The sequence below is a fragment of the Rhizobium leguminosarum genome, assembly GCF_019798305.1.
In the GTDB taxonomy this organism is placed as follows: Bacteria; Pseudomonadota; Alphaproteobacteria; order Rhizobiales; family Rhizobiaceae; genus Rhizobium; species Rhizobium leguminosarum_U.
The window spans coordinates 564,749-587,977 of sequence record NZ_JAAXDD010000001.1; the positions used below are offsets into that span (position 1 = coordinate 564,749).

Sequence of the window (23,229 nt, forward strand, 5' to 3'; positions counted from 1 at the left end):
ATACTGGATCCATGCAGCAATCTGAAAACCAACCTGCCGGCATTGAAATCGCGCTCTGGCAGTATTCCGGGAACGAAGGCGACTGGAACCGCTGGATGCAATCGCTTTCATCGGATGAACGGGATCGCGCCTCGACCTATCGGTTTGAACGAGATCGGGCCACGTTCATTGCCGGTCGCTATCTCTTGCGGCAACTGTTGAGCGCGCATACCAGGACATCGCCGAGCAAGGTCCCATTGTCTCCAGACAAGCACGGCAAGCTGAGGCTTGAGGGTGATGACAGGCTGCAGTTCAGCCTCGCCAATACCGATGGGCTTGTGGCCGTCGCTGTCGCTCCAGGATGTGATCACCTGGGAATAGACTGCGAACGCGCCGACACCGAGATCGAAGCGGCGGCAGTGGATAGCTATTGCAGTGCAGACGAACGGCGCTGGCTCGCGGAATTGCCTGCGCGTGAACATGCGCGTGCGGCCATTGCACTTTGGACCCTTAAGGAGAGCCATCTGAAGGCACTTGGCGTGGGGCTGCGCGAGGATCCCCGCAACGTCGCCTTTTCCTGGAAGGATGGTATTCCCGTCATGGTCGATGGCGGCAATCGCGTTCGCCGATGGCATCACCGTCTGGTCGAAAGCGGCAGTCAGCACGTCGTCGCGCTGGCTGCTTGCTCTCAATCCGGGCTCCCCGGCATTTCGACACGACTATTTCAGGACGATAGCATGCCGTCCGAATAGCCGGCTCGGAGCTGATGAGGTATTGCGGAAGCGGTCTCCGTCGCCCAGACGAGTTGCCCATTGTCGGGTTCCGCATCGAAATGCTGCCGGCCGAGAAGCGAATTAACGATGGTTGCGCTGCGCCAGGCCATGAGGCTGAGCTGAGAGTCGGCGATACCGTGCGAGTATCGCCCCGCATTCTGCGCAAACAGCCGGCTGGCCCTCGGACCCGTCCACTGCATCGTGTAGTCGTCATTGAGAAGCGGATAACCGTTTCTGTCGAGCGTTATCCTGTCGCCCAGCGAGCCGAGAGCATCCGGCAATCGGAACCGGTATCCGGTTGCCAGAACCACCGCATCCGCATGAAGCACCTCGATTCCGCCGTCGAATTGGTTCCTGACGATGAGCCGATAGGCATTGCCGTTCCGCTCCATCTGGATCACATCGCGATTTGGCGCCAGAGATGCATTGAGCGTGCTCGGTTCGAGATAACGCAGCGCATAAAGGCGGCGATAGATCGAATGAATCGTCGAAATCGACAGGCCGTCGCTGGTCAGGATCGAGCTCCTCAACGCGGCCTGCTTCTGCTCGCCGCTAAGCTTCAGATAGGCCTGCACGTATTCCGGTGAGAAGACCTGGTTTGAAAACGGTGTATCGTTGATCGGCTCGAAATTATGACGCCGGCTGATCCATGTCAGCTCCTTCATGGAACCGGGATCGGCAAGCAAGGCTTCGACGACCTCGCCGCCGCTTTGACCGCCGCCGACCACGACGATGCGGGCGGCGCCGAGATCGCTGAGACGCGACTTGGCCTCGCTGTTATGAAAGCAATCGGCACCCAGGAACGGTTTTGCCCAGTCTGGCACGAAGGGCGACGACCCCGTGCCGATCACCAGGTTTCGCGCCTCCTCCTGACCGTTGTCGAACCGCAGGAAGAACCGGTCGTCGCGGTGCTCGACGTCGCGGATCTCCGTTCCAAAGCGCAGGCCGTCCACGCCGTTAGCGACCCAGGCGAGATAACGTGCAAATTCCTGCCGGGGAACGGCGTCATAATTGGCGTTCAGGAAGGCGTAGAGCCTCTTATGGGCAACCAGATAGGAGACAAATGACCAGCGGCTGGTCGGCAGAACCGGGGTGACGAGGTCTTTCAAAAAGGACGACTGCAGTTCGACGCCGGGCATCATCATGCCGGGATGCCAATCGAACGATGGGCGCCGCTCGAAGAAGCAGCTCCTGATCTCGGGCACCGACTCGAACAGGCAGGCGAGGCTCAGATTGGAGGGCCCGATACCGATGCCGGTAATATCGAGCGGCTCGCTCACGGCATCCCTGCGGGCAAAAGCGACGGTCATGCGATATCCTTCTCTGTTTCCTTGAGACGCAGGGCAAGCCTTGAGTGGAAGGCGGGAGACCCGATCATATGCAGATGGTTGGTGCCGGTGATGATTTCGGCCGCATGCGCCCGCGGCGACAGGCGGCGCCAATCGATTAGGTTGAGGCCGCGGTTGAGGCTGTCGTCGGCAGCCCAGGGATAGATCGGCACATCGTGAGGAACGAGCCGATGCTTGCGGAAGATCAGGGCATTGTCGATCAGCACCCAGAAGGTATGCTCCCGGCTGCTGATATCAGGCCCGTCGTTCGGAAGCGGGTCCTTCTCGTCGCCGACGAAACGCAGGAATTGATCGTAAGTATCCGCGTCCATCGTTGACAGCAGCCGGTCCCATTCGGGACGCATCGCCGTTTTTCCAAGCCACGCCTCTACGTCTCGATGAAGCTCGTCGCGCTCGCCCGGCCGGAACTTCGGCTTTGCGCCGATCGCGAATTCCGATCCGAGATCGCAAACGTCGACCATCGCCATCATCCTGACGTCGACCTCGTTGCCGAGGGTGCGGGCAGCCTCGTAGGCCAGCAGACCGCCCCAGGACCAGCCGAGGAAATAGCAGGGTGCTCCCTGACTATGTGTCCTGATATGGTCGACATAGCTCTCGATGATGTCTTCGATCGGAGCGCCAACCTCCTTCTTCTCGGAAAGCGAGTGGCAAATGAAGCCGGTCGCCGGCTGATCTGCCCCGAGATAGTCGACGAGTTTGACATATTCGCGGGTGCTGACGAGCAAGCCCGGGAAGCAATAAAGCCGCGGCTTGGCGCCGGAAGCGCGCAGCACGATCACCTCCGACAGATCCCGTTGGTCTCCCTGCTCCATCACGCCCGCAAAGGAGCGTATGGTCGGGTTGTTGAAGATATCGGCGACAATGAGCGGAATTTTCGGCCGGCGTTGCCGCAGCAGCGAAAGGATGCGGATCGCGCCGAGCGAATTGCCGCCGATCGCGAAGAAATTATCCTCGACGCTGATTGCTTCCAGCTTGAGAACCCGCCTCCAGACATCCAGCACCTCCTCTTCGAGCGCGGTCGCCGGCTCGACGATTGTGCGTTTGACCGGTTGTGGCGCTGGCAGCGCAAATCGATCGAGCTTGCTGTTCGGATTGGTCGGCATTTTCTCCAGTTCGACCACGGCCGCCGGCACCATGTAGGATGGCAGGCTGCGCTCGAGGCCGGCGCGGATCGTCTCGACGTCCAACCTCTCGTCTTTCTTGGGAACGACGTAGGCGACGAGCGCCTTGTCGCCGCTGGCATCGTTATCGCGCAGGACGACCAAGGCTTCGCCGACGCCGGGCTGCTGGAGCAGAGCCGCTTCGATCTCGCCGAGCTCGATCCGGTAACCGCGAAGCTTCACCTGATGGTCGACACGACCGACGAATTCGACGGTTCCGTCATCACGCCAACGCGTCAGGTCACCGGAGCGATAAAGCCGGCCGCCATCGCTCGAGAACGGATCGGGAATGAAGCGGTCTGCCGTCGTGTCCGGCTTGCCGAGATAGCCGCGTGCGATGCCTTCGCCGCCGATATAGAGCTCGCCCGTCACGCCGATCGGGCACGGATTGAGATCGGGGTCGAGCACATAGACGCGCCTTAACCCGACAGCGCGACCGAGCGGAGCATAGACCCCCTGGAATTTCGTGCCTGCCCTCACCTTCCAGACCATCGGCGTCATGATGGTTTCGGTCGGCCCGTAGCCGTTGATCAGCCATTCCGATTTCAGCGCCCGCGACAGAAGATCGAAGGTCGGCTGCGCCAGCCCCTCGCCGCCGAAGGAGTAAAGTCGCATCGGCGGCGCGCCGTCGGTTATGTCGGCCCATTCCGCCAGTTGCTGCAGATAGGTTGTGGGAATGCTGGCATTGTTGGCGCCGTGCTTGCGCATGGCGGTCAATGTCTCTTCCGGTGTCCAGAGCGGCTGGTCGGGAAGAATGATGCTGCCGCCCTCCATCAGCGGGTTCATCCATCGCTCATGCCCCCCATCCGAACTGAAAGGCAGGAACGGCAGCTCACGGGAGGCCGAACTCATGCCGTAGACACGCGAGGTGTTCTGCAGATGGTGCGTCAGCGGGCCGTGCTCGACGGCGACACCCTTCGGCAATCCGGTCGATCCAGAGGTGTACATGACATAGGCGAGCTGATCCTTGTGAGTGGGAATATCAAGCAGCGTATCCGGCTCGCCGTCGAGGTCGATCTTGTCGAGTTCGAGAATAATGGTGTCGAGCTCTTCCGGCAGCCGATGGCGAAGCCAGCTATGGGTCAGAACGATCTTGACGCCGCCGTCGCGCAGAATGTGATGGTTGCGGACCGGTGGATGGTCGGGCTCGACCGGGATATAGGCGCCGCCCGCCTTCAGCGTCGCGAGGATTGCGACGATGGCCTCCGGCGATCGCTTGATGAAGATGGCGACCGTCACCTCGGCGCGAACACCCAGATGCCGCAGCCGATGTGCGAGGCGGTTGGTGCTGGCTTCCAGCCAGCCATGGCTCCATTCCTCGTCACCGTAGACGATCGCCGTCTTCTCCGGCGTCTGGCGCGAATGGGCCGATATCAGTTCGTGGACCGGCCTGTCATCGTTGACGACCTCGTCTTCGTAGGGTGCCGACAACTGGTCGAGTTCGTCGCTCCCCACGAGTTCGATGTCCTTGATCCGCACGTTCGGCTGTGCGACGAATTGTTCGAGCACAAGGGTGAAATGCCGGGAGACACGGGCAATCAGCGCGCTGTCATAGAGATCCTGTGCATAATCGATCAGCCCGGATGCGGCCCCATCCAGGCCCGCCTCGATCACCAGGGATAACTCGCTGTCGGCGCGCGCCCCCAGCGGCTCCAGATTGGTTGCGTGCCTGGGGACCGGATACGGCTCCCGGAATTCGAACAGGGCCTTGACCACGGCTTCCTGGGCAGCGGCTTCGTCGACGACCAGTTCCTGCGTGATGCGCTCCAGCGGGACGAGCCGGGCAAGCCCCTCCTCCGTTGCCGATGAAATCGCTGCGATGACATCGTCGAGAGAGCTTCTTGATGTCAGCGACAAGATGAGGGGAAGGACCTGCTCGGCACGGCCGCGGTTCGCAAGGTGTTCCTTCTGCGGCCGCGCGACCAGGAGCCCGGTCAGCAAAGCATAATTGCCGCTGTAACGCGCCAGCAGCGCGCAAAAAGCGGCATGAAGCACGCGCTCGACCTGATATCTCTTTTGCTGCGCATGTCGATCGAGCTTTTCCCAGAGATCGGGCTCGATCGAAAATCGATGCTGAGCGCGCGCCACGCCTGCCAGCCCGCCGCTGTTGAAGCGGGTTGGAAAGGTCGAAGCCGCGTAGTCGAGACCGATCGTGTTTCGCCAGTATGAGAGGGATTCCTGCGCCTGCTCCGTCTGCAGCCACTCAGCCTCCCGCGCTCCGGCCAAGATCTCAGTCAGTTGCGTGTCGCCGGCGGGTGCGCCGTCGAGAATTCGCGTCAGGGAGCCGGCAAGAATAGACTTCTCGCGATCGTCCGAGATCACAGGATGAAGCATGATCGCCAGAAGCGACTGGCCATCAGCAAGCAAGACAATCTGAACACGCGCCGGCGGGCCGCTGAGGAGATCAAAGCGCGTGTCGCGGAAGGCTTTCTGGGCGGCGAACGCATCGGCCTCCGCAACAGCAGCGCCTTCACCGACAATCTCGATCGGTACCGCGTTCAATGCGCCGCTGTATTGCTCGACGCGGCCGCCCGCCAGCCGGCGGAAGCGAGTGGCAAGGGACGGATGTTGCGCCACGAGCGTCCGGCAGGCGCCGGTAATAGTCTTGACGTCGACGGCCGGGCTTAATCGCAGCGAAATAACCTGGTCGGGAAACACCGTGTCATTGCCGATCTGCTCCAGCGACCAGATACGCTTCTGCGCGATTGTCAGCGGGAAGCTCTCGAAGACCGCGTCCGTCGCGACATTGGTCGGGTAGGCATCTGCGAAGTTTGTGATCTGTTTGTTCATCCGTGCCATCCAGCCGTTTTCAGAGACGCGCATCGCCGGCGATTGCCGAGCGCAAGGAGAGGGGGCGCGGATCCGCCCAGACGTCAGCGATATGCGCTAGGCATTGCTGGCGCGAACCGGCAAAGCCCGCCGGCTCCCAGCCCAGGGGAATCCGCTTATCCTGCGGCCAGACCGAGTAGCGACGCTCGGTGTCGATGACGGCGATCCAGAGATCGTCGTGAGGTTCAAGATTGTCCATTCGCAGCTCCTGCGGTGATGATGGTCATGCGCAAGTGACGGATCCGGCAGTCTGCAGTTTAGAAAATTGATGAGAATTTTTTTCTTTGCTTACCCCTAAACCCAGCGGGAGATGGATCGTCATTCTACTAAATCGGCGCGGGAGCACGCTTCATGCTCGCAGCGCCAAAAGCGCGACCGGACCTCGACCGGCCAAGGAGAACATCATGGATTTCGACGCCGTCAAACAAAGGCGCGCTCTTCAGTCGCGCAGCTACGTCAGCCTCGCCCCCAATCTCATCCACCTCAAGACCGCTTACGGCCACCACGAAGCCGCATTCGAGGTCGATGCCGGCATCGCGTCGGTCACCTTCTACCATGGCGATCCGGTGCAATCGGCAGAGCTTCTCATGGCGGCCGCGGAAGCCGTGACGGCAGAAGATCGCTCGATCACCTCAGTCGTCTTCGAAGGGCATCAGACAAGCCTTCCCAGACACATTGCGGATGCAGGCGGAAGGCTCGATTCGGCGATCCTGTGGCAATGGCCCTCGCTCTGGCTGCCGCAGCTGTCCTATCCGCTGCCGCCCGTGCAGGAGATGACAGCGGGCCGCTATCATCCGCGCCGGCCGGCAAAGCCGAAGGGTACGGTCTACAGGCGTTTCATCCCCTGGCTGGAACGGGAAATCGCCTTCACGGTGGCCGATCCCGAGACCGATCTTGCAGCATTTCATCGCTGGATGAACGACGAACAGGTCAACACGATCTGGGAGGATGCGGGTTCGATCGACAAACATCGCGAGATCCTGGAAGAAAGGATCGCAGATCCGCATGTCCTGCCGCTGATCGGCAGTTTCGCGGACATTCCCTTCGGCTATTTCGAAGTCTATTGGGCGAAAGAGAACCGGCTCGGCCCCTTTTACGACGCCGACGACTATGATCGTGGATGGCATGTGGCGATCGGCGAGCCCGGCTATCGCGGCAAGAAATGGATCAGCGCATGGCTTCCTTCGCTGATGCATTTCATCTTCCTCGACGATCCCCGCACGCAGCGCATCGTCGGCGAGCCGCGCGCCAGTCACGAGCAGCAGATCCGCAACCTTGATCGTTCGGGTTTTGCCAAGGTCAAGCATTTCGATTTTCCGCACAAGCGGGCGCTCCTGGTAATGCTCGGCCGCGAACGTTTCTTCGGCGATCGTCTTTGGGTGCCTGCGTCATGAACGATATGAGCGACGTCAGCGGCAGCTTCCGGAAACGGCAGCGCCTCGGCCCGGAGGACCTTGCCAGTCCTGAGCTTCTCAGGCTGCTGCTTCGGCTCGGGCTGCCGGCCATGTTCGGGCTGTCGATCAACGCCGCCCATCATACGATCAACATGATCTTCGTCGGGATGATCGGTGAAGACCAGATCGCGGCGATCATGATCGTCCTGCCGATCCTCATGCTCATAGCCGCCTTCGGCGAGGGGATCGGCGTCGGTGTTGCAACGGAGGTCGGACGCACGCTCGGAGCCGGCAACCGATCCCGGGCCGGCGCCATTGCCTCGATCAGTCTTGCTGCCGGCGTCGTTTTCGGCGCGGCAAGTGCCATCGCAATCATCGCATTTCCAGATTTTTTGCTGTTCGGCGCCACGCCTGCCCTTCAGCCACTCGCGCAGCATTATCTGATGATCATTGCGGTCTCGGTGCCGCTGACGATAGCGCAGATCATTCTCGATTTCCTGGCGATCGCAGAGGGCAATGCCCGCTTCAGCATGTGGACGCTGGTCGCCTGCTTTGCGCTGAACATGATCCTCGACCCGATCATGATCTTCGGCTTCGGCCTCGGCCTGCAGGGCGTTGCAATCGCAACCATCCTGTCCCAGCTCATCGCGCTTTGCATCTATGCTGCCTACCACGCCAGGCGACTTGGGACGGTCCGGCTGACGTTTGGCTGGCGGTGGGGAGATATCGGCTTTCTCAGGCCTGTCCTTGCTGTGGGCGCACCGACGACGCTGACCAGTCTCGCAACCGCAGGCGCGATTGCGGCAATGGTATCGCTCGCCGGCACCTATCACGGAGAAGCCGGCATCGCCGGCGTCGGAATTGCCTTGCGGCTGCTGGCAATCGGAACACTCCCCGTCATCGGCATCTCACTCGGAGCCCAGTCGATCCTGAGCTTTGCCTGGGGTCGGGGCGATACGGCCCGGATGCTGTCGGCAGCCCGCATCCTCACAGTGGTCACAACTGCCGTGAGTGGCGCCTATGGATTGGCCGCGCTCGTTTTCTCCGAAGAACTTGCCTCGTTCTTCACCGACGATGCGATGGTGATCGGGATCGCAGGGCAAGCGATCATCGCGACCCATCTTCCCCTTCTGCTGTTCGGCCTACGGCAAACGGTGCTGATCCTCTTCCAGGCCCAGGGCAGACCGAAAGCGGCGGTTGCCATCGGTCTGGCGCAGAATGGCTATCTTCTCTTTCCGCTGCTTGCTCTTCTCCCGCCGTTCTTCGGCTTTTCAGGCTTGCTGGCAGCCATGTTCCTGGCCTCGGCCCTGACCGGCTTGCTGTCAGCCGTCTGCCTGATGTGGGCACTTCGCGCGCTGCGACAGCGTTCCGCCGACCATCTGACCTCCATCCGTCCATATTCCAGCTTTTGTCCATGAGAGGATGACCATGAACCAGTCGATCAACCCGCACGACCTTGGCGCCCATGCGGTCGCTGACGATCTCTTTACGCCTGTCGATCCGGCGGCATTCAACGCCGTGTCTCCGCCGATCTTCCAAACGTCGCTCTTCACCTACGACAGTTACGAGGCGATGGAGGATGTCTTTGCCGGACGCACGCGCAACTATATCTATTCGCGCGGCGACAATCCGACGGTCCGCGAATTCGAACTGCTGGTCGCCCGCCTCGAGGGCGCAGAGGATGGGCGTGCCTTCTCCAGCGGAACGGCTGCCATTACATCGACAATTCTCAGTCTGGTGCAGGCGGGCGACCGCGTCGTTGCGGTCCGCCATCTCTACAACGATGTCTACCGCCTTCTGGTGAAGCTGCTCGGCAGGCTCGGTGTCGCGGTGGATTTCGTCGATTCCGCCGACCACGACGAGGTCCGCAAGGCGCTGTCGGGCGCCAAGCTGCTCTACCTTGAAAACCCCACATCCTTCGTCTTCGAGCTGCAGGACATTGCGGCGCTGTCGGCCATGGCAAAGGAGGCCGGCGTTACCACAATCATCGACAATTCCTGGGCAACGCCGCTCTTTCAAAAACCGATCCAGCATGGCGTCGATATCGTCATTCATGCCGCCTCGAAATATCTCGGCGGTCACAGCGATACGGTCGCCGGCGTCGTCGTCGGCTCTAAGGAGGCCATCGCCAGGATCAATTCAACATCCTACCCCTATGTCGGCGCCAAACTATCACCGTTCGAGGCCTGGCTGCTGCTGCGCGGCATGCGCACGCTGCGTGTCCGTCTCAAGGAGCATGAGCGCAGCGGGCTTTTGCTGGCCGGGCGGCTGAAGGAGCATTCTGCGATCGCACGCGTTCGTCACCCGGCATTCCAGGAGCATCCGGGGCAGGCAACGCTGATGGGTTATGCCGGGCTGTTTGCCTTCGACCTCAATCCCGATATCGATGTCGCACGCTTTGTGAATAACCTTCGCGACATCCGCCTCGGTGTCAGCTGGGGGGGACCAGAAACGCTGGTGGTCCCCGCCAAGGTCGCGCTGCAGATCCCCGACCGGGTGACCTCCTTCATCCGGTTCGGCGTGAGCGAGCAGACGGTTCGTTTCGCCGTTGGCCTGGAAGAGCCGGAACGGTTGTGGAGTGATTTGCAGCAGGCGTTGCACGCGGCGAAACGGTAGGCTCCTGTCGGCGTGCATGATCGGAGCGGAAGGCAGGTTCGGCGATCGCCAGATGGCAATGTTCCTCCGCCGCCTTGATCATGAAGTTGACGAGGGTCCTTGAGACGCCGAGCTCGGCTGCAATATCCTTCTGCGGCACGCCGTTAAGGCGATGGCGAATGAAGGCGTCGTTGGTTCGCTTCGGCAGCGCCTCGAGCGAGGCAAGCACATTGCGCAGGGTCTCGGCAGCGACAAGCTGGTCGAGCACGGTGGGGATGGGGGCGGTGATCTCCTGAACCTGGTCTATCGACCTATGGTTGTTCATCTTCTGACGTCGCCGACGGCTCTCATCGAGTGCGAGATTGTAGACCATCCGGAAGGCGTAGCCGATCGGGCAACGAATGTCGTCGGTTTTGACCCCATAGGCCTTAATGACTCCATCCTGAAAGATATCTTCGGAAGATGCCTTTGATTTGATAACACTTTCAATCGTTTTAAGGAGCTTGTCCTTGTTTTCGATCATGGCGTTGACCACGGCATTTCCGTTCACATCACGATGCAATGTGTGCATTGTCCTGTACCCTTTTTACAAATGGAAAATCAGGCTCTGTCGTTGCTGGCTGGTTCGGTCTTGGCGTTCCCTTTTCGGGGAAAGTACACGATTTGATTGCAGTGTCTATTTTAAGATGACAACAAGAGTCAAGTTTAAATCGACCTGATGAAAGCGAGAGAAATGGGAAAAACAGTTGAGATCCTGACCGGCAAGGCAGAGCTCTGCCGATCGATCATGGGGGCTTTGCCGGACTGGTTTTCAGAACCTGAGGTCATCGAAGCGAGCGCCCAGGCGATCGAAGACCTGCCGGTGTTCGGCTATATCGAAGCAGATATCGTGACCGCGTTGATGGCCTTGAAGCCGCACCCGCCCGGCGCCGTCGAGATCGCGCTGATTGCGACACGACCCGAACATCACGGTCGTGGCGCCGGACGCCATCTCATCGATGCGGCCGAACGTTTCGGCCATGAATCGGGTGCGCGGCTGCTGACGGTCAAGACGCTCGCCCCGCGCGGCCTCGACGAACCGCAGTTCGAGGCGACTCGGCGCTTCTATGACCGGAACGGCTTTGTGCGGGCGGAGGTCTTTGCAAAGCTCTGGCACGAAGACCATCCATGCCTGTTCATGGTAAAGCCGCTCGCCGACGCCGAGGCAGCTGAGACCGCGCTTTGAGACGACGGGGCTTTCGCTTGGCGCGTCGGCATGACCAACGCGCTCCATCGGAGCGGTCCTTCTCGTCATCGGCGACTGCCATCCATAGTCTCTTCAAGACTTGGCGGGCCGATAGGAGCTAATGGCGCCCGTCCGGCAGCGGACAGGCTTCGCCGCAGCCAGCCACGCCCGGGAGATTATAGCGCAGGCAGCAGATTTTTCGGCGAGCGAACTCGAGGCCGCACTGCTGGCGCGCAATGCGGATCATGCCGAACATCCGATTGTGCCGGCCGCACGGCCATGCGGGCTCTTCAAGCAGCACCAGGCCGCCTTCGACGAGGCTGGGCTCTCGTGACGATGGGCGATTTCCTTGAGGGTCCAGGAGAGATATGCCGCAACACTGTTCCAGAGAAGCTTCGGAGCAACGCCGGCATTGGCAGCGATCGCCGCGATGACAGGCTCGGCGTAGTCGCGCATCAGCCGGTGAAGCTTAGCAGCGGCAATAGGAGAACGGGCCGTCGCCCACCAGACTGTCGAGGTCGACGGCCTGGTGGGCGACAGGATGGTCAGCGATCAAGGTCGGGCGCTGGAACGCCCCCGTTTGTCTCCATTGCCGTGCCTTACCACCGGTATTTCAGGGTGCCGGTCATGTTGCGGCCCTGGCCGAGATAGCAAAATCCCTCTTCGCAAACTGTTTCGCGCTCATCGGCGATGTTGCGGATGGCGAAGGCTGCCGTCAGGCCCTCGTATTTCTTGTCGACCGCGCCGAAATCATAGGAGGCGGACGCATCGACATAGAAGGTTGCAGGATTCTTCGAGGTATTGGCCACATCCGTCCAGGTCTCACCGATGTAGCGCGCGCCCGCGCCAACCGACAGACCGTTGAAGGGATTGCTTTCCTGGAAAGTGTAGTTCGCCCACAGGCTCGCAATGTGGGTCGGGGTGATGGCCGGAGTATTTCCGACGTTGTCGCCCCCGGTAACTTCGGAGTCGTTGTAGGTGTAGGCAGCAATGATATCGAGACCGTCGGCGATTGCCGCGCGGGCTTCAAGCTCGATACCCTTTCCAGTCACCTCGCCCTGGGAGTCGTAGGCAAAGGTTAGCGGATCGGCAAGCCTCGGCTTATTCTGCTCGACGATGTGATAGGCAACGGCCGATAGCAGGATGTCGGAGCCGGGAGGCTGGTACTTCACGCCGAGCTCGTATTGCTCGCCCTTCGTCGGCGGAAGAATTGTGTTGGTGGCCGATCGGTTGGTGACTGGATCGAAGGAGGTCGCGTAGGAGACGAACGGCGCGATGCCGTTGTCGAAGAGGTAAAGGGCGCCGGCCTGTACAGAGAAGGCATTCTTATCGACCGCCTCCGAGCTGACCGAGGGCAAGGTCGCATCTCGCGTCTGGTCCACCCAGGTCTGTCGGCCGCCGAGGTTGAAACGCCAGTTTCCGACCTCGATTTGGTCCATGGCGTAGATGCCGACCTGCCGCAAATCGGCATCGGAAGCCAAGAAATTATAGTCCGGCGTAGCGCCCGAGACTCCATAGGTCGGGTTGGCGATATCGAAGTCGAATGCCGGATCGGCGGCTCCGAGGCCATAGCCAAAGCTCGACTGCAGATTGGTGTAGTCGAGCCCGAACAGCATCGTGTGGGCAAGCGGGCCGGTATCGAACTTCGCCTCGAGCTGGTTGTCGACCTGGAAGACGTTCATCTCGTCGCGGATCGAATTCGGGTACCGATGCGCAACAGTGTCCGTCCAACTCAAAACGCCGAGGTAGCGAGCCCTGAGATCGAGATGCGAATAACGCAGATTCTGCCGGAACGTCAGGCCGTTGTCGAATTCATGCTCGAACTGATAGCCGACCTGCTGCTGCTTGACCTTCTGGTAGTCATAGTCGGGATCGCTCGCCCTAATGTCGAGGATCCTCCCGTCCGAGATCGTGATCGCGCCGACATTAGAGTCGGTCTCGTCGGCCTGCACCAGACCGTACAGCGTGAAGGTCGTGCCCACGTCAGGCTTCCAGGTAAACGACGGCGCCAGGAAATAGCGATCGTCGGCAATATCGAAATTGGTGTCGCCGCGCCGGGCAAGGCCGACGATGCGATAGAGGAAATCGTCGTTGTCTTCGCTGATCGGCCCGCCGAAATCGAACATCGCCTGAGCTCGATCCTTGGTGCTGTATGAAACACCCACCTCGCGGATCGGCTCTTCGGTCGGAAGCTTCGATATCTTGTTGACGAGACCGCCCGGCGAGCCCGAGCCGTAGAGCACGGACACCGGCCCCTTGATCACCTCGACGCGCTGCAGTTGATAGGGATCGGTGCGGAACATGCCGTAATTGATGTAGGGCTGGCGCAAGCTGTCACGATAGTCGCCGACCGTCGTAACGTTGAAGCCGCGAATGAAGATCTGGTCGAAGCGCGGATCGAAGCCGTTCGGTCCGGTCGTCACGCCAGCCGAATAGCGCACAGCCTCGATGATGCTCTGGGCGCCACGCTGCTCGATTTCCTTCTCGGTGGTCACCGAGACCGAACGCGGCGTCTCGACGAGCGGCGTGTTGATCTTGGTCGCGGCCGAACTGTTCTTGGCGGCAACGGACGTCCGGTCAGTCTTGCTATCGGAGGATGCGCCTTGGATGACGATCGGTTCCAGCGTTGTGGCACCGGCATCTGCGGATGCGCTCTGGGCTGAAGCCGGCGATGCTGCAATGCCGATCAGGACGATCGCTGTCGTGACAAATAGGCTATCTCTATAAATTCGCGGTACATTATTAGAAACATTCAAAAAAACACTCGCCATTGCTTGGTCCCTACGTCACGGATGCGGGCGGAACCTATGGAGCGAAATTGGCCCTGTCAACATAAGATGATTATTTCAGTCACCTTTTAATCGATAAAATTGCTGCGTTCGACGCTCCCGAATAGGTTGCACCCAGCAATCGAGCCCATAACGTTCTGTTCGGGTAAATTGCCAACGGAGCGGTTCTCTCGTGCGAGAGACCAAGTGCGGTCCGAGACGACTGTCAATCTGCCGGTTTTGATGGGAATCAAGCTGACGATTCCGCATTGCTGAAGGTGCAATCGATAGCTGCTTCACAGGACCGCTCGGCAATCATCTGACGCTTTGTCGCAGCAATGTTGGTGCGTACCAAGGGTTGATAACGTTAAGTCCTACGACTTCGAAGGGATTAGCGTCGCGGGTGGCGACAATAAATCCGTTGGATCATTCGAAACTCATAGGTTCCGCAGGCGCCTTATCTCGGACGAGCTGCAGACTATCCACGTCGTTGTTGGAAAGCCCTGCCTCGCGAATTACGGGATGAGACCGGTGGTCCGATAGGCTCGTATTGTCCGGTCATAGATGCCGATGTCCCGGCAACCGCGCGCCACCAGCTGCGCGCCTTCGATAGCAGCAAAGATCGCCATCGCGCACTCCTGCAGATCTTGCTCGCCCGTCGAGGGCCTTGCGCGTGAGAGGATCTGAGTGAGCCATCCCACGTTCATCTGTGCGAATCTATCGACCTCGGTTCTGACCTCCGCAGGAAGGTCGTCGAGTTCCGCGCTCATAATGCCGCACAGGCACATGCGATTATCGTTGGCCAGGGCAGCGCGAAAGATCGCCGCATATCTGTCCATACACCAACTCGCATCGTTGGAAGTGGCCAGCAGCTCCGCTAGGTAGGCTGCGCCCTCCTCCGTATAGCGACGCGCCAACGCGGCGCCGAGATCGCCCTTGGTCGGAAAATGATAGTGCACGCTGGCGCTTTTGATCCCGACTTCTTTCGCGAGTTCACGAAAGCTCAGCGCATTGTAGCCATGCGACTGCACCGTCGCTTTTGCGGCGGTCATGACCGCCTCGCGCATATCCGTTTTGGTTTTTGCCATCATCGATCCATACCTATCACTCGATAGATAGTTATTGACGGCCGAAAAGGGAAGAGATATCCGTGAATCGCAATCTATCTATCGATAGACAGATATAGGAGTCTCTCATGAAAATCTTCGATCGCCCCGGCTTTCCCAATCCGGCCCGCATCCGCGTCGTGCTCGCCGAGAAGAGCCTCGAACCGCAGGTCGAGTTCGTCTCCGTCGACCTCATCGGCGCCGAACATAAGCAGCCGGCTTTCCTCGATAAGAACCCGTCTGGCGTCCTGCCGGTTCTCCAGCTCCACGATAGCACCTACATCAGTGAGGCGACCGCTATCACCGAATATCTCGACAATCTCGACGGCGATCCACGGCTCACCGGCAAGACACCGAAGGAAAAGGCCGTCATCCACATGATGCAGAAGCGGGCCGAGGCCGAGCTGCTCGATGCGGTCGGCAACTACTTCCATCACGCGACGCCCGGCCTCGGCGCCGAGTTGCAGGTGTTCAAGAGCCCCGAATGGGCCGGCCGTCAGGACTGGGGCAACCGCCAGCGCGATAAGGCGCTAGCCGGCATGAGGTATTTCGACACGGTGCTGCAGGACAGTTCGTTCGTCGCCGGCGATGCATTCTCGATGGTCGACATCACGGTGTTTGCCGGGCTGATGTTCGCGGACGCCGCCGGCATTGCCATCCCTGAAGATCATTCCGCGCTGAAGTCCTGGCGCGTAAAAGTCTCCGAGCTGCCGAGCGTCAAGAATCGCAGCGGCCAGATGTTCGTCGCCGAGGATCTACGCAGGCTCGGCTTCTAATCCCCCCGCACGAAAAGCGATGCAAACACCGCACCGACGCCCAACCACAGTCGCCAATCGCGCCGCCCATGCGGCATAATTCTCACGGAGTTCTTCATGTCTACGATCTCAACACCCGACAGCGCTTCCCGGCGCAACCTGCTGAAAGGGGTCGCCGGCGTCGGACTGGCGGCGGCCGGTGTCAGCGCGAACTCGGCGGCAGCAAAAACGCCCGCGTCAGTCCATACCGGGAAGCCCATAGGCGACCGCCTGGTCACAAAAGACGGCACCATCCTCTACTTCAAGGACTGGGGCACCGGTCCGGCCGTGGTGTTCAGCCATGGCTATCCGCTCTCGTCCGACGCCTGGGAAGACCAGATGTTCTTCCTGCTGCAGAACGGCTATCGCGTCATCGCCCATGACCGTCGGGGCTTTGGCCGGTCGAGCCAGCCGTCCGGCGGTTACGACTACGACACCTTCGCCGACGATCTGGCGCAACTGGTCGAGGCGCTCGATCTGCGCGAGGCAACCTTCGTCGGCCATTCGATGGGCGGTGGCGAGGTCGCACGCTATGTCGCGCGTCACGGCCAGAGCCGCGTCGCCAAGGTCGCCTTCGTCTCCTCGGTGACACCCTTTCTGCTGAAGACTGCGACCAATCCGGACGGCGCTCCCAAGGAGCTGTTTGATACGTTCCGCGCCGCCGTGCAGGCAAACCGGTCACAGTGGAATCTCGACGTCACCATGCCGTACTACAGCTTCAATCGTCCGGGGGCGCATGTCTCGGAAGGCCTGCGGGAGAGCTACTGGCAGCAGGGACAGACGACAGGTTTTCTTGCCGCCTACCATGCGCTCCGGGCGTTTTCGGAAACCGATTTCCGCGACGACCTCAAGAAGATCACCGTTCCCGCGCTGGTGGTCCACGGCAGCGACGACCAGATCGTGCCGCTGGAAATCTCCGCGAAGGTAACCGCGGAGCTCGTTCCACATGCCAAGCTCATTGTCTACGAAGGCGGCTCCCATGGGCTGCTGCATGTCGATAAGGACCGCTTGAACGCCGACCTGCTGGCGTTCCTTCGCGACTGACGGCGTGCAAAGGCGGGGGCTGGCCGTAGCCCGCCCCCCGGGCTTTGCGTGCGATCGAATGCGGCTTCTAGCAGTGAGCCTCGGAACCGGGATGTGGCGAGTCTGCTATCTTGTCGGTCGAACGTCGAGCTTCGGACTTGACACTGTGCAATTGCACATTTACATGTACGCCATGCCGACACCCACTGGTCCCCATCTCTGTTACGCCCTTGCCGCCCGCCAGAACGCGCGGCATCTGAGCCGACTTTACGACAGTCATCTGGCGCCTGCCGGACTGTCGGTCTCGCAGTTCTCGATTCTGTCGCTGCTGCAAGCCTATCAAAGTCTCAAGATCACCAGTCTGGCCGAAATGCTGAGCATGGAGCGCACGACGCTCGTTCGCGCGCTGAAGCCACTGCAGGCAGCCGGATGGGTTGTCGCCGGCAGGGCCGACAGCGGCCGCTCCTTCGACGTCACCCTCTCTCCCTCTGGCGTTGCAAAAGTGGTGGAGGCCGTTCCTCTTTGGGAAAACGCCCAGGCCGCGTTTGAGCGGGAGGTTGGACAGGACCGCGCCGTGCGCATGCGCGATCAAATTCTGGAGCTGAACCTCGGCGGCTAGCTCCCCTTTTTTTACCGACAAGTGTGTAATTACACATGTTATGATCCAACTAGACAGGAGATGAAAATGACCGACACGTTCCTCGTTACTGGCGCGACTGGTGAAACCGGCCGCTACACGGTCCAGCGCTTGCTTGAGAAGGGCCACGCTGTCCGTGCGATGGTCCATAAGGAAGATGAGCGCGCTGACGCGCTTCGCGGCCAAGGCGCGGAGGTCGTGGTCGGCGACCTCTTCGAGCATGACGATGTAATCCGCGCCGCGGCCGGCGCCACCACCGCCTATTTCTGCTATCCCGTCCGTCCGGGTATCATCCAGACGACGGCATACTTCGCCGATGCGGCCAAGCGCGCCGGGCTGAAGGCCGTGATCAACATGTCGCAGATCTCGGCGCGCGAAGATTCCAAGAGCCATGCGGCGCGTGATCACTGGATCGCCGAGCGGATCTTCGACTGGTCGGACGTTCCCACCATCCACCTGCGACCGACCTTCTTCTCGCAATGGCTGCTCTATCCGTTTGCGCGCAAGACGATTGTCGAGCAGAGCACAATAGATCTGCCCTACGGCGCTGGCCGTCATGCCCCGATTGCGGCTGAAGACCAGGCCCGCCTGATCGCAGCGCTGCTGGCGGAGCCGGCCGCCCATATTGGCAGGACCTACACGCTCCATGGGCCGACGGAACTTGACCAGCCGGGCATAGCCGCGGCCATCAGCGAGGCGCTCGGTCGCAAGATCAGCTACCAGCCGCTGACCATCCCCGCCTATCGTGAGCGCCTGGAAAAGTTCGGCCTGCCGGAATTTCTGATCCAGCATTTCTGCGCGATCGCCGTCGACTACCAGAACGGTATCTTCTCGGGCGCCGACAAGATCATCGCGGAAGTGACGGGCGTGCCGCCGATGACCGTTCAGGACTTCGTCACCTCGCACCGGGCAGCCTTCAATACGCTGGATGCGGCGGCGTAAGCCGCTCCGGAGCCGACAGGACATTGGCAGCACCAGCTCGGAAGCGCCTGCTCGGTCCAACACGCTGGTGGCGGCGCGATGAATGCGCCGCCCGGTCAACCTTCCATGAGAAGCAAGTTGAACATCGACCTTTCAGGTAAAGTCGCCTCGGTTAGACGCGCGGCATTCTGGACGCGGAGGGACTTTCCCGACAGAAGCCAGGAGCCATTCTGGACAACACCGCGCGCGGAGAGCTGCTCGACGATCTCGATGCGCTCGAAGCCTCACTGCGAAATGGCCATCTCGCGGCGGCGGCAATCGACACATTGGCGCAGGAGCCGCCGTGCGATCATCCGCTGCTGACAGCATGGCGCAACAGAGATGAGTGGCTTGAGGGGCGGCTGGTGATAACGCCACACAACGCCTTTTACTCCGATCATGCAGCCATCGAGATGCGCCACAACGCAGCGCAGACGGTCAAGATCCTGCTCGACGAGGGCCGGCTGCGAAATCAGGTCACGGCGTGAGCCGCCGTCATTCGGAAACCAGACGCCAGTCGGGCGCTTGCTATCCCGCTCTGACCGAAGCGCAAATCACGCGTCGGTCGACCGACTGAAGGGTGATCGCCTTGAAGGGAATCGAACCTGGGGCCCATTTTCATCGACACCGTCGAATTTTCAGGAATGCTCGGGTCTGGAGACTAAAGCGAATTTCCCAGGCGCTAATGCCACAACGCCGAAATTGGCACGGCGGATAGGCGTTCGCCGAATGGAATCACCTTGTTATGATCGTACAAGACAATGCCCGAAACAAATTGTTCTCCGCATGCTTCGGCCAAAATTCTCAATCCGGAAAAATCGGAACTCGAGACGGACGCTGCCGCTTTTATCTCGATACCGACAACCCTCCCTCTTCTGTCTTCGATGACGATATCGACTTCGTTCTGCTGCTTGTCACGAAAATGCGAAAACTCGAAGCGGGTATGCCCGCCGCTGGCGAGTTTTAGGATCTCCCCAAACACGAAAGTCTCTAGCAACGCTCCGAACTGACCCCTGTCGTCGCGCAGGCGGTCGAGAGAGAGGTCCCGAAGAGACGCGAGCAGACCAGAATCGAGGAAATGTATTTTCGGTGTTTTGGTCAGGCGTTTCAGTTTGTTGGAGAACCAGGGCTGCACGGTTCGAGCGAGGAACAGGCTCTCGAAGATGCCGACATATTTTTGCGTTGTGATGTGGTTCATACCGATGGCCGCGCCAATTCCGGAATAGTTCACGAGTTGTCCCGAATGCTGTGCCAGAATGCGTAGCAGGCGCGGCATTTGAGCAATCTGCTCGATTTGCGCGACATCGCGAACGTCGCGTTGAACGATCGCCTGGATATAATCCGCATACCAGTCCTGCCTGCGGCTCAGGGTTTTGCGGCCCAATGCCTCGGGATATCCACCGGCCAGAACCGCCGCCATCAGGTCGTCTCCGACGATTGGTTCTCCGGCCTTGGCTTCGTTTTGAAAGGCGTCGCGCAGGAAGCTGCTGCCGGCTGTCCTGATCTCGCTTTGCGCAAGCGGGAGCAATCGTACGACCTCCATGCGCCCTGCGAGCGAGTCTGCCACGCGTGGCAACGTCATTAGATTGGCTGAACCGGTCAGGAGGAAACGCCCTGGGCGCTGGTCGGTATCCACGCTTTCCTTGATGGCCAACAACAGCTCGGGAGCGCGCTGAATTTCATCGATGATGGCGCGATCCATGCCTCTTACAAAACCAACTGGATCCTGTCGCGCTGCGTCCAGGGTCGTCGCATTGTCCAGCGTGTAATACTCCATCCCCTTGTTGGCCATCTTCTTGGCCAACGTCGTTTTCCCTGATTGTCGGGGACCGACGATCAGTACGACTCGTGTGTCTGACATGGCGTCGGCAACGCGTTGCTCAACGAGTCTTGGATACAGCGCCACAGCTTCATTCCTTGAATGACTGTTTGAAACTACGGTGATGACCAATTGAAAGTCAAGGCGTGACCACTTGAAATCCGCATGGCGGCTGATTGAAACGAGAAACCAAAAAGTGGGTAGCATGCCAGATTGCGGCATGAGGCAGGCGAGAGGCCACGCAGGCGCTGCTGAAGCTTTCGCGGCGGTCACCGGAACTGACCTGGCTGATCCTCAACGTAGGGGTACCTGTTCAGGAGGGAAGCGAAAGCAAATTTGCCAAGCCGACCAGCTTCTAACAAACGGAGGAATGCATTGCGGGTGAAAGGAATCGAACCTTAGGCACGCATTACCAGGTGAGCAAATACCTGATATGAAATCGAATTCACGCAGCATCGGGATCAAGCGAAACTCATCGAGAGAAACGCACCAGCCGGCGGCGGATTTCAGCTGCTGGCAATCGGCAACGCGGTTGATTTGCCAAACGACTTGAGCCCGCATACTAGTGGTCGAATTCCACATGATCGCCATCGGCGAACTGATCAAGTACCCAGCACACCATCCCCGAAGCAAGCCCCAACCGCGGGCCTGTGCTACTACACCTGCAAACGTTCCAGGCACGTAAGAGCGGGCGTGAGCCCGGCTCTGTTAACGAGCATGAAGTGGCGCGAACGTTTCAGTGTGCGGCGCCTGGTTCCTCGTGTGCCCTCACGATGGCGTCCGCTTCCTTGCCGTATAGCTCCTCAAAATGATCGAAGGCCTTGGAAAAATAACCAATGCCCTGCGTCGCCGAGCGCAGCGCCCGCGCCAGATCGTCAAGTGCGCCGCCCGGAATGAGTGCCCGGAAGATATCCCATCCCTTGGCGGTTTCATCCCGGTCGAAGCCGAGAACCTGCCCCTTGAGAGCGGAGACGATCTGGACGAGGCTGCCTGAAAAAACCGACGGGATGTGAATTTCGCTGCGGAAGACCGGTTGCATTAAAACGGCCGCCCCTTCGGAAAGCGCCTGTCGCACTCCCATTTTCGACGCAGTCCGAAAGGCGTGTTCCGAACTGTCGACGGCATGGTGCTGACCATCTAACAGCGTTACGCCGACATCGATGACCTGGAAGCCTAGCGGCCCTTTCTCCATCGCTTCGCGCGCGCCTGCTTCCACAGCAGGGATGTAATTGCGCGGAACAACGCCACCCTTGACGGTTTCGCTAAAGGTGAAGCCCCGGCCGCGCTCATTGGGGCGAATGCTCAGCTTCACATCCGCGAACTGTCCGGCACCGCCGGTCTGTTTGCGGTGACGGTAATGAACCTCCGAAGGTTTCGCAATTGTCTCGCGGTAGATCCGGCTGGGCATTCGATCGGTTACGTCGATGTGAAACACGTCGGACAGGGTTCGGCAGAGATCGCGCAGATGCACCGGCCCCTGGGCGCGGACGAGTTGAGCCCCCGTGCCTTCCTCCTGCAAGACTTTGAGACCGCGATCCGTCTCGGAAAGTTTTGCCAGCGTTTCGGAAAGCTTGTTTTCATCGCGCTCGCTGACCGGAACTAGGATCCTTTCAAGCATCGGCGTGGGTGGTTCCGTCCACTCAGGCGGGGCGACCACCGCGGCGGGGGTCAACAGCGAAGGGACGGACAGGTGGTCCGACTTGACCGTCGCGAAGACATCCCCCGGCGCAGGCACGACAGCCGAATTGGAGCGCCCGTTTGCGAGATTTTGTACGGCGCCGAGGCTGGAGCCGCCCAGTGATGCACCCTGCCGCAGTCCCTCGCCAAGTGCGCGCACGAGCACCGTCTTGCCGACATTCTGGCGATGATAGGCATGGAAGCTCACGGCGGCCAGCTTGTTTTCATCGACATTGCCCGCACGAGCCAGGCGCTGTCGAAGAACCCCGATCGGCGGCGCCTCGTGGCGAAGCGCCTTCATCAGCCTCATCATGCCGTTGCCGTGACTTGCGGCACCGATCAGGACTGGAATAATCCTGTTTTCCCTGAGAATCCGTGATGAAATGGCATAGAGCGCGTCGCTGGGCGGCTCGCGGTCCTCGATCAGTTCCTCGAGAAGCCAATCATCGAATTCGGACAGGTGCTCCAGGAGTTCGGTGCGCGCTTCGTGCTCACGCTCGGCGGCGCTTTCGGGGATCGCGATCAGCGCCGAAGTCTGGCCTTCCCGGTAGCGCCACGCCCGTTCCGAAATCAGATCGCAACTGCCTACGATCCTTTCCCCCTCGCGGATCGGGACCTGGCGAAGCAAAAGGGTGTGGTTGGCGTAGTCTTGAAGCGCTGCGATCACATCTCTCAGCCGCCCTCTCGGTTCGTCCATCCGGTTGACGAAGAGGATGCAAGGCGTCCCCGAGGCCTCGATTACGTGCAGATAGGGCGCGGCGAGCACAGCCTCCTCGGGTGCCGATGAAACGCACAGGATGCAGGCGTCGCTGGCAAGAAGCGCGTGCTGTGCATGCGCTAACGCTTCATTGGGTCCTGGCGCATCCAGCGCACACCACGCCTCGCTTCTAAAGGTGAATTCTGTGAGGTTCAATCCATAAGGGGAGCTGGATTTTCTCGGCGCCCCCTCCAGGGAGCCGAGCTTTTCCACGACTGTCGATTTTCCGGTCTGCGAGGGTCCAAGCACGGTAAAGCAGCGCATCGGCATTCCTCCAACTGCGATAAACACAACTTTCAGCCATCATAGGATGCCCTGAACCGCTGCAAGGCGCCAGAGGTGTTCAGTTTCACAACGCTTGATCTGGACTTGCATTTGAGGCTG

General features: G+C 60.2%; 18 protein-coding genes and 1 pseudogene. 10 read left to right on the forward strand and 9 right to left on the reverse strand.

Annotated features, from left to right (window positions below; genetic code table 11):
* The first annotated feature begins 11 nt into the window (after positions 1 to 11).
* A complete protein-coding gene (locus tag HFO99_RS02610) occupies positions 12 to 731 on the forward strand; it encodes a 4'-phosphopantetheinyl transferase family protein (protein WP_222359251.1) in 720 nt (239 codons plus the stop codon).
* Here HFO99_RS02610 and HFO99_RS02615 read toward each other — a convergent pair.
* From HFO99_RS02615 to HFO99_RS02625, 3 genes are read right to left on the reverse strand one after another with little or no spacing between them, the layout of a single operon-like run.
* Positions 704 to 2,062, reverse strand: coding sequence for a lysine N(6)-hydroxylase/L-ornithine N(5)-oxygenase family protein (locus tag HFO99_RS02615; protein ID WP_222359033.1), 1,359 nt, complete (start codon positions 2,060 to 2,062; stop codon positions 704 to 706). The genes HFO99_RS02610 and HFO99_RS02615 overlap by 28 nt on opposite strands.
* A complete protein-coding gene (locus HFO99_RS02620) occupies positions 2,059 to 6,051 on the reverse strand; it encodes a non-ribosomal peptide synthetase (RefSeq protein WP_222359035.1) in 3,993 nt (1,330 codons plus the stop codon). The genes HFO99_RS02615 and HFO99_RS02620 overlap by 4 nt, the downstream gene beginning before the upstream one ends.
* Before the next feature lie 19 nt (positions 6,052 to 6,070).
* The gene (locus HFO99_RS02625; RefSeq protein ID WP_017991742.1) at positions 6,071 to 6,289 is read right to left on the reverse strand and encodes an MbtH family protein; all 219 of its coding nucleotides are present in this window, start codon (positions 6,287 to 6,289) and stop codon (positions 6,071 to 6,073) included.
* A gap of 205 nt (positions 6,290 to 6,494) precedes the next feature.
* On the opposite strand from HFO99_RS02625, the gene HFO99_RS02630 reads away from it, so the two are divergent.
* Genes HFO99_RS02630 through HFO99_RS02640 form a run of 3 tightly spaced genes read left to right on the forward strand, consistent with a single transcriptional unit; the run spans position 6,495 to position 10,100 of the window.
* A complete protein-coding gene (locus tag HFO99_RS02630) occupies positions 6,495 to 7,484 on the forward strand; it encodes a GNAT family N-acetyltransferase (protein WP_222332100.1) in 990 nt (329 codons plus the stop codon).
* The gene (locus HFO99_RS02635; protein WP_222359037.1) at positions 7,481 to 8,902 is read left to right on the forward strand and encodes an MATE family efflux transporter; all 1,422 of its coding nucleotides are present in this window, start codon (positions 7,481 to 7,483) and stop codon (positions 8,900 to 8,902) included. The genes HFO99_RS02630 and HFO99_RS02635 overlap by 4 nt, the downstream gene beginning before the upstream one ends.
* A 10-nt stretch (positions 8,903 to 8,912) precedes the next feature.
* Positions 8,913 to 10,100: a PLP-dependent transferase gene (locus tag HFO99_RS02640; RefSeq protein ID WP_222359039.1), complete on the forward strand. Its 1,188-nt coding sequence runs from the start codon at positions 8,913 to 8,915 to the stop codon at positions 10,098 to 10,100.
* Here HFO99_RS02640 and HFO99_RS02645 read toward each other — a convergent pair.
* Positions 9,991 to 10,650 (reverse strand): sigma-70 family RNA polymerase sigma factor, encoded by a 660-nt coding sequence (locus HFO99_RS02645; RefSeq protein WP_222359041.1) that lies wholly within the window; start codon positions 10,648 to 10,650, stop codon positions 9,991 to 9,993. The two genes, HFO99_RS02640 and HFO99_RS02645, sit on opposite strands and share 110 nt — an antisense overlap.
* A 162-nt stretch (positions 10,651 to 10,812) precedes the next feature.
* On the opposite strand from HFO99_RS02645, the gene HFO99_RS02650 reads away from it, so the two are divergent.
* Positions 10,813 to 11,304 carry a GNAT family N-acetyltransferase gene (locus HFO99_RS02650; RefSeq protein WP_222332096.1) on the forward strand — a complete coding sequence of 164 codons (492 nt, stop codon included), beginning with the start codon at positions 10,813 to 10,815 and terminating at the stop codon, positions 11,302 to 11,304.
* A 118-nt stretch (positions 11,305 to 11,422) separates the two neighbouring features.
* On the opposite strand, the pseudogene fhuF reads toward HFO99_RS02650, so the two are convergent.
* The 3 genes and pseudogenes from fhuF to HFO99_RS02665 form a co-directional block, all read right to left on the reverse strand.
* Positions 11,423 to 11,860: pseudogene (fhuF, locus tag HFO99_RS02655) on the reverse strand (siderophore-iron reductase FhuF).
* Positions 11,861 to 11,903: 43 nt separating this feature from the next.
* Positions 11,904 to 14,075, reverse strand: a complete 2,172-nt coding sequence (locus HFO99_RS02660) for a TonB-dependent siderophore receptor (protein WP_222359043.1) — start codon at positions 14,073 to 14,075, stop codon at positions 11,904 to 11,906.
* A gap of 512 nt (positions 14,076 to 14,587) precedes the next feature.
* Entirely contained in the window at positions 14,588 to 15,163 is a 576-nt protein-coding gene (locus HFO99_RS02665) for a TetR/AcrR family transcriptional regulator (RefSeq protein WP_222300401.1), read from the reverse strand.
* A 104-nt stretch (positions 15,164 to 15,267) separates the two neighbouring features.
* Between HFO99_RS02665 and HFO99_RS02670 the strand changes: the two genes are divergently transcribed.
* The 5 genes from HFO99_RS02670 (at position 15,268) to HFO99_RS02690 (ending at position 19,080) form a co-directional block, all read left to right on the forward strand.
* Positions 15,268 to 15,954: a glutathione S-transferase gene (locus HFO99_RS02670; protein WP_222359045.1), complete on the forward strand. Its 687-nt coding sequence runs from the start codon at positions 15,268 to 15,270 to the stop codon at positions 15,952 to 15,954.
* Positions 15,955 to 16,050: 96 nt separating this feature from the next.
* Complete coding sequence (locus HFO99_RS02675; protein ID WP_222359047.1) at positions 16,051 to 17,016, forward strand: alpha/beta fold hydrolase; 966 nt, start codon at positions 16,051 to 16,053, stop codon at positions 17,014 to 17,016.
* 145 nt (positions 17,017 to 17,161) lie between these two features.
* Entirely contained in the window at positions 17,162 to 17,614 is a 453-nt protein-coding gene (locus tag HFO99_RS02680) for a MarR family winged helix-turn-helix transcriptional regulator (protein WP_315860464.1), read from the forward strand.
* 66 nt (positions 17,615 to 17,680) lie between these two features.
* Positions 17,681 to 18,574, forward strand: a complete 894-nt coding sequence (locus HFO99_RS02685; protein WP_222359049.1) for an NmrA family NAD(P)-binding protein — start codon at positions 17,681 to 17,683, stop codon at positions 18,572 to 18,574.
* Between the two features lie 167 nt (positions 18,575 to 18,741).
* Positions 18,742 to 19,080, forward strand: coding sequence for an NAD(P)-dependent oxidoreductase (locus tag HFO99_RS02690; protein WP_261322977.1), 339 nt, complete (start codon positions 18,742 to 18,744; stop codon positions 19,078 to 19,080).
* A 194-nt stretch (positions 19,081 to 19,274) separates the two neighbouring features.
* On the opposite strand, the gene HFO99_RS02695 is transcribed toward HFO99_RS02690, so the two are convergent.
* Positions 19,275 to 20,498 (reverse strand): ATP-binding protein, encoded by a 1,224-nt coding sequence (locus HFO99_RS02695; protein WP_222359253.1) that lies wholly within the window; start codon positions 20,496 to 20,498, stop codon positions 19,275 to 19,277.
* Between the two features lie 649 nt (positions 20,499 to 21,147).
* Positions 21,148 to 23,109 carry an elongation factor G gene (locus tag HFO99_RS02700; RefSeq protein WP_222359255.1) on the reverse strand — a complete coding sequence of 654 codons (1,962 nt, stop codon included), beginning with the start codon at positions 23,107 to 23,109 and terminating at the stop codon, positions 21,148 to 21,150.
* Between the last annotated feature and the right edge of the window lie 120 nt (positions 23,110 to 23,229).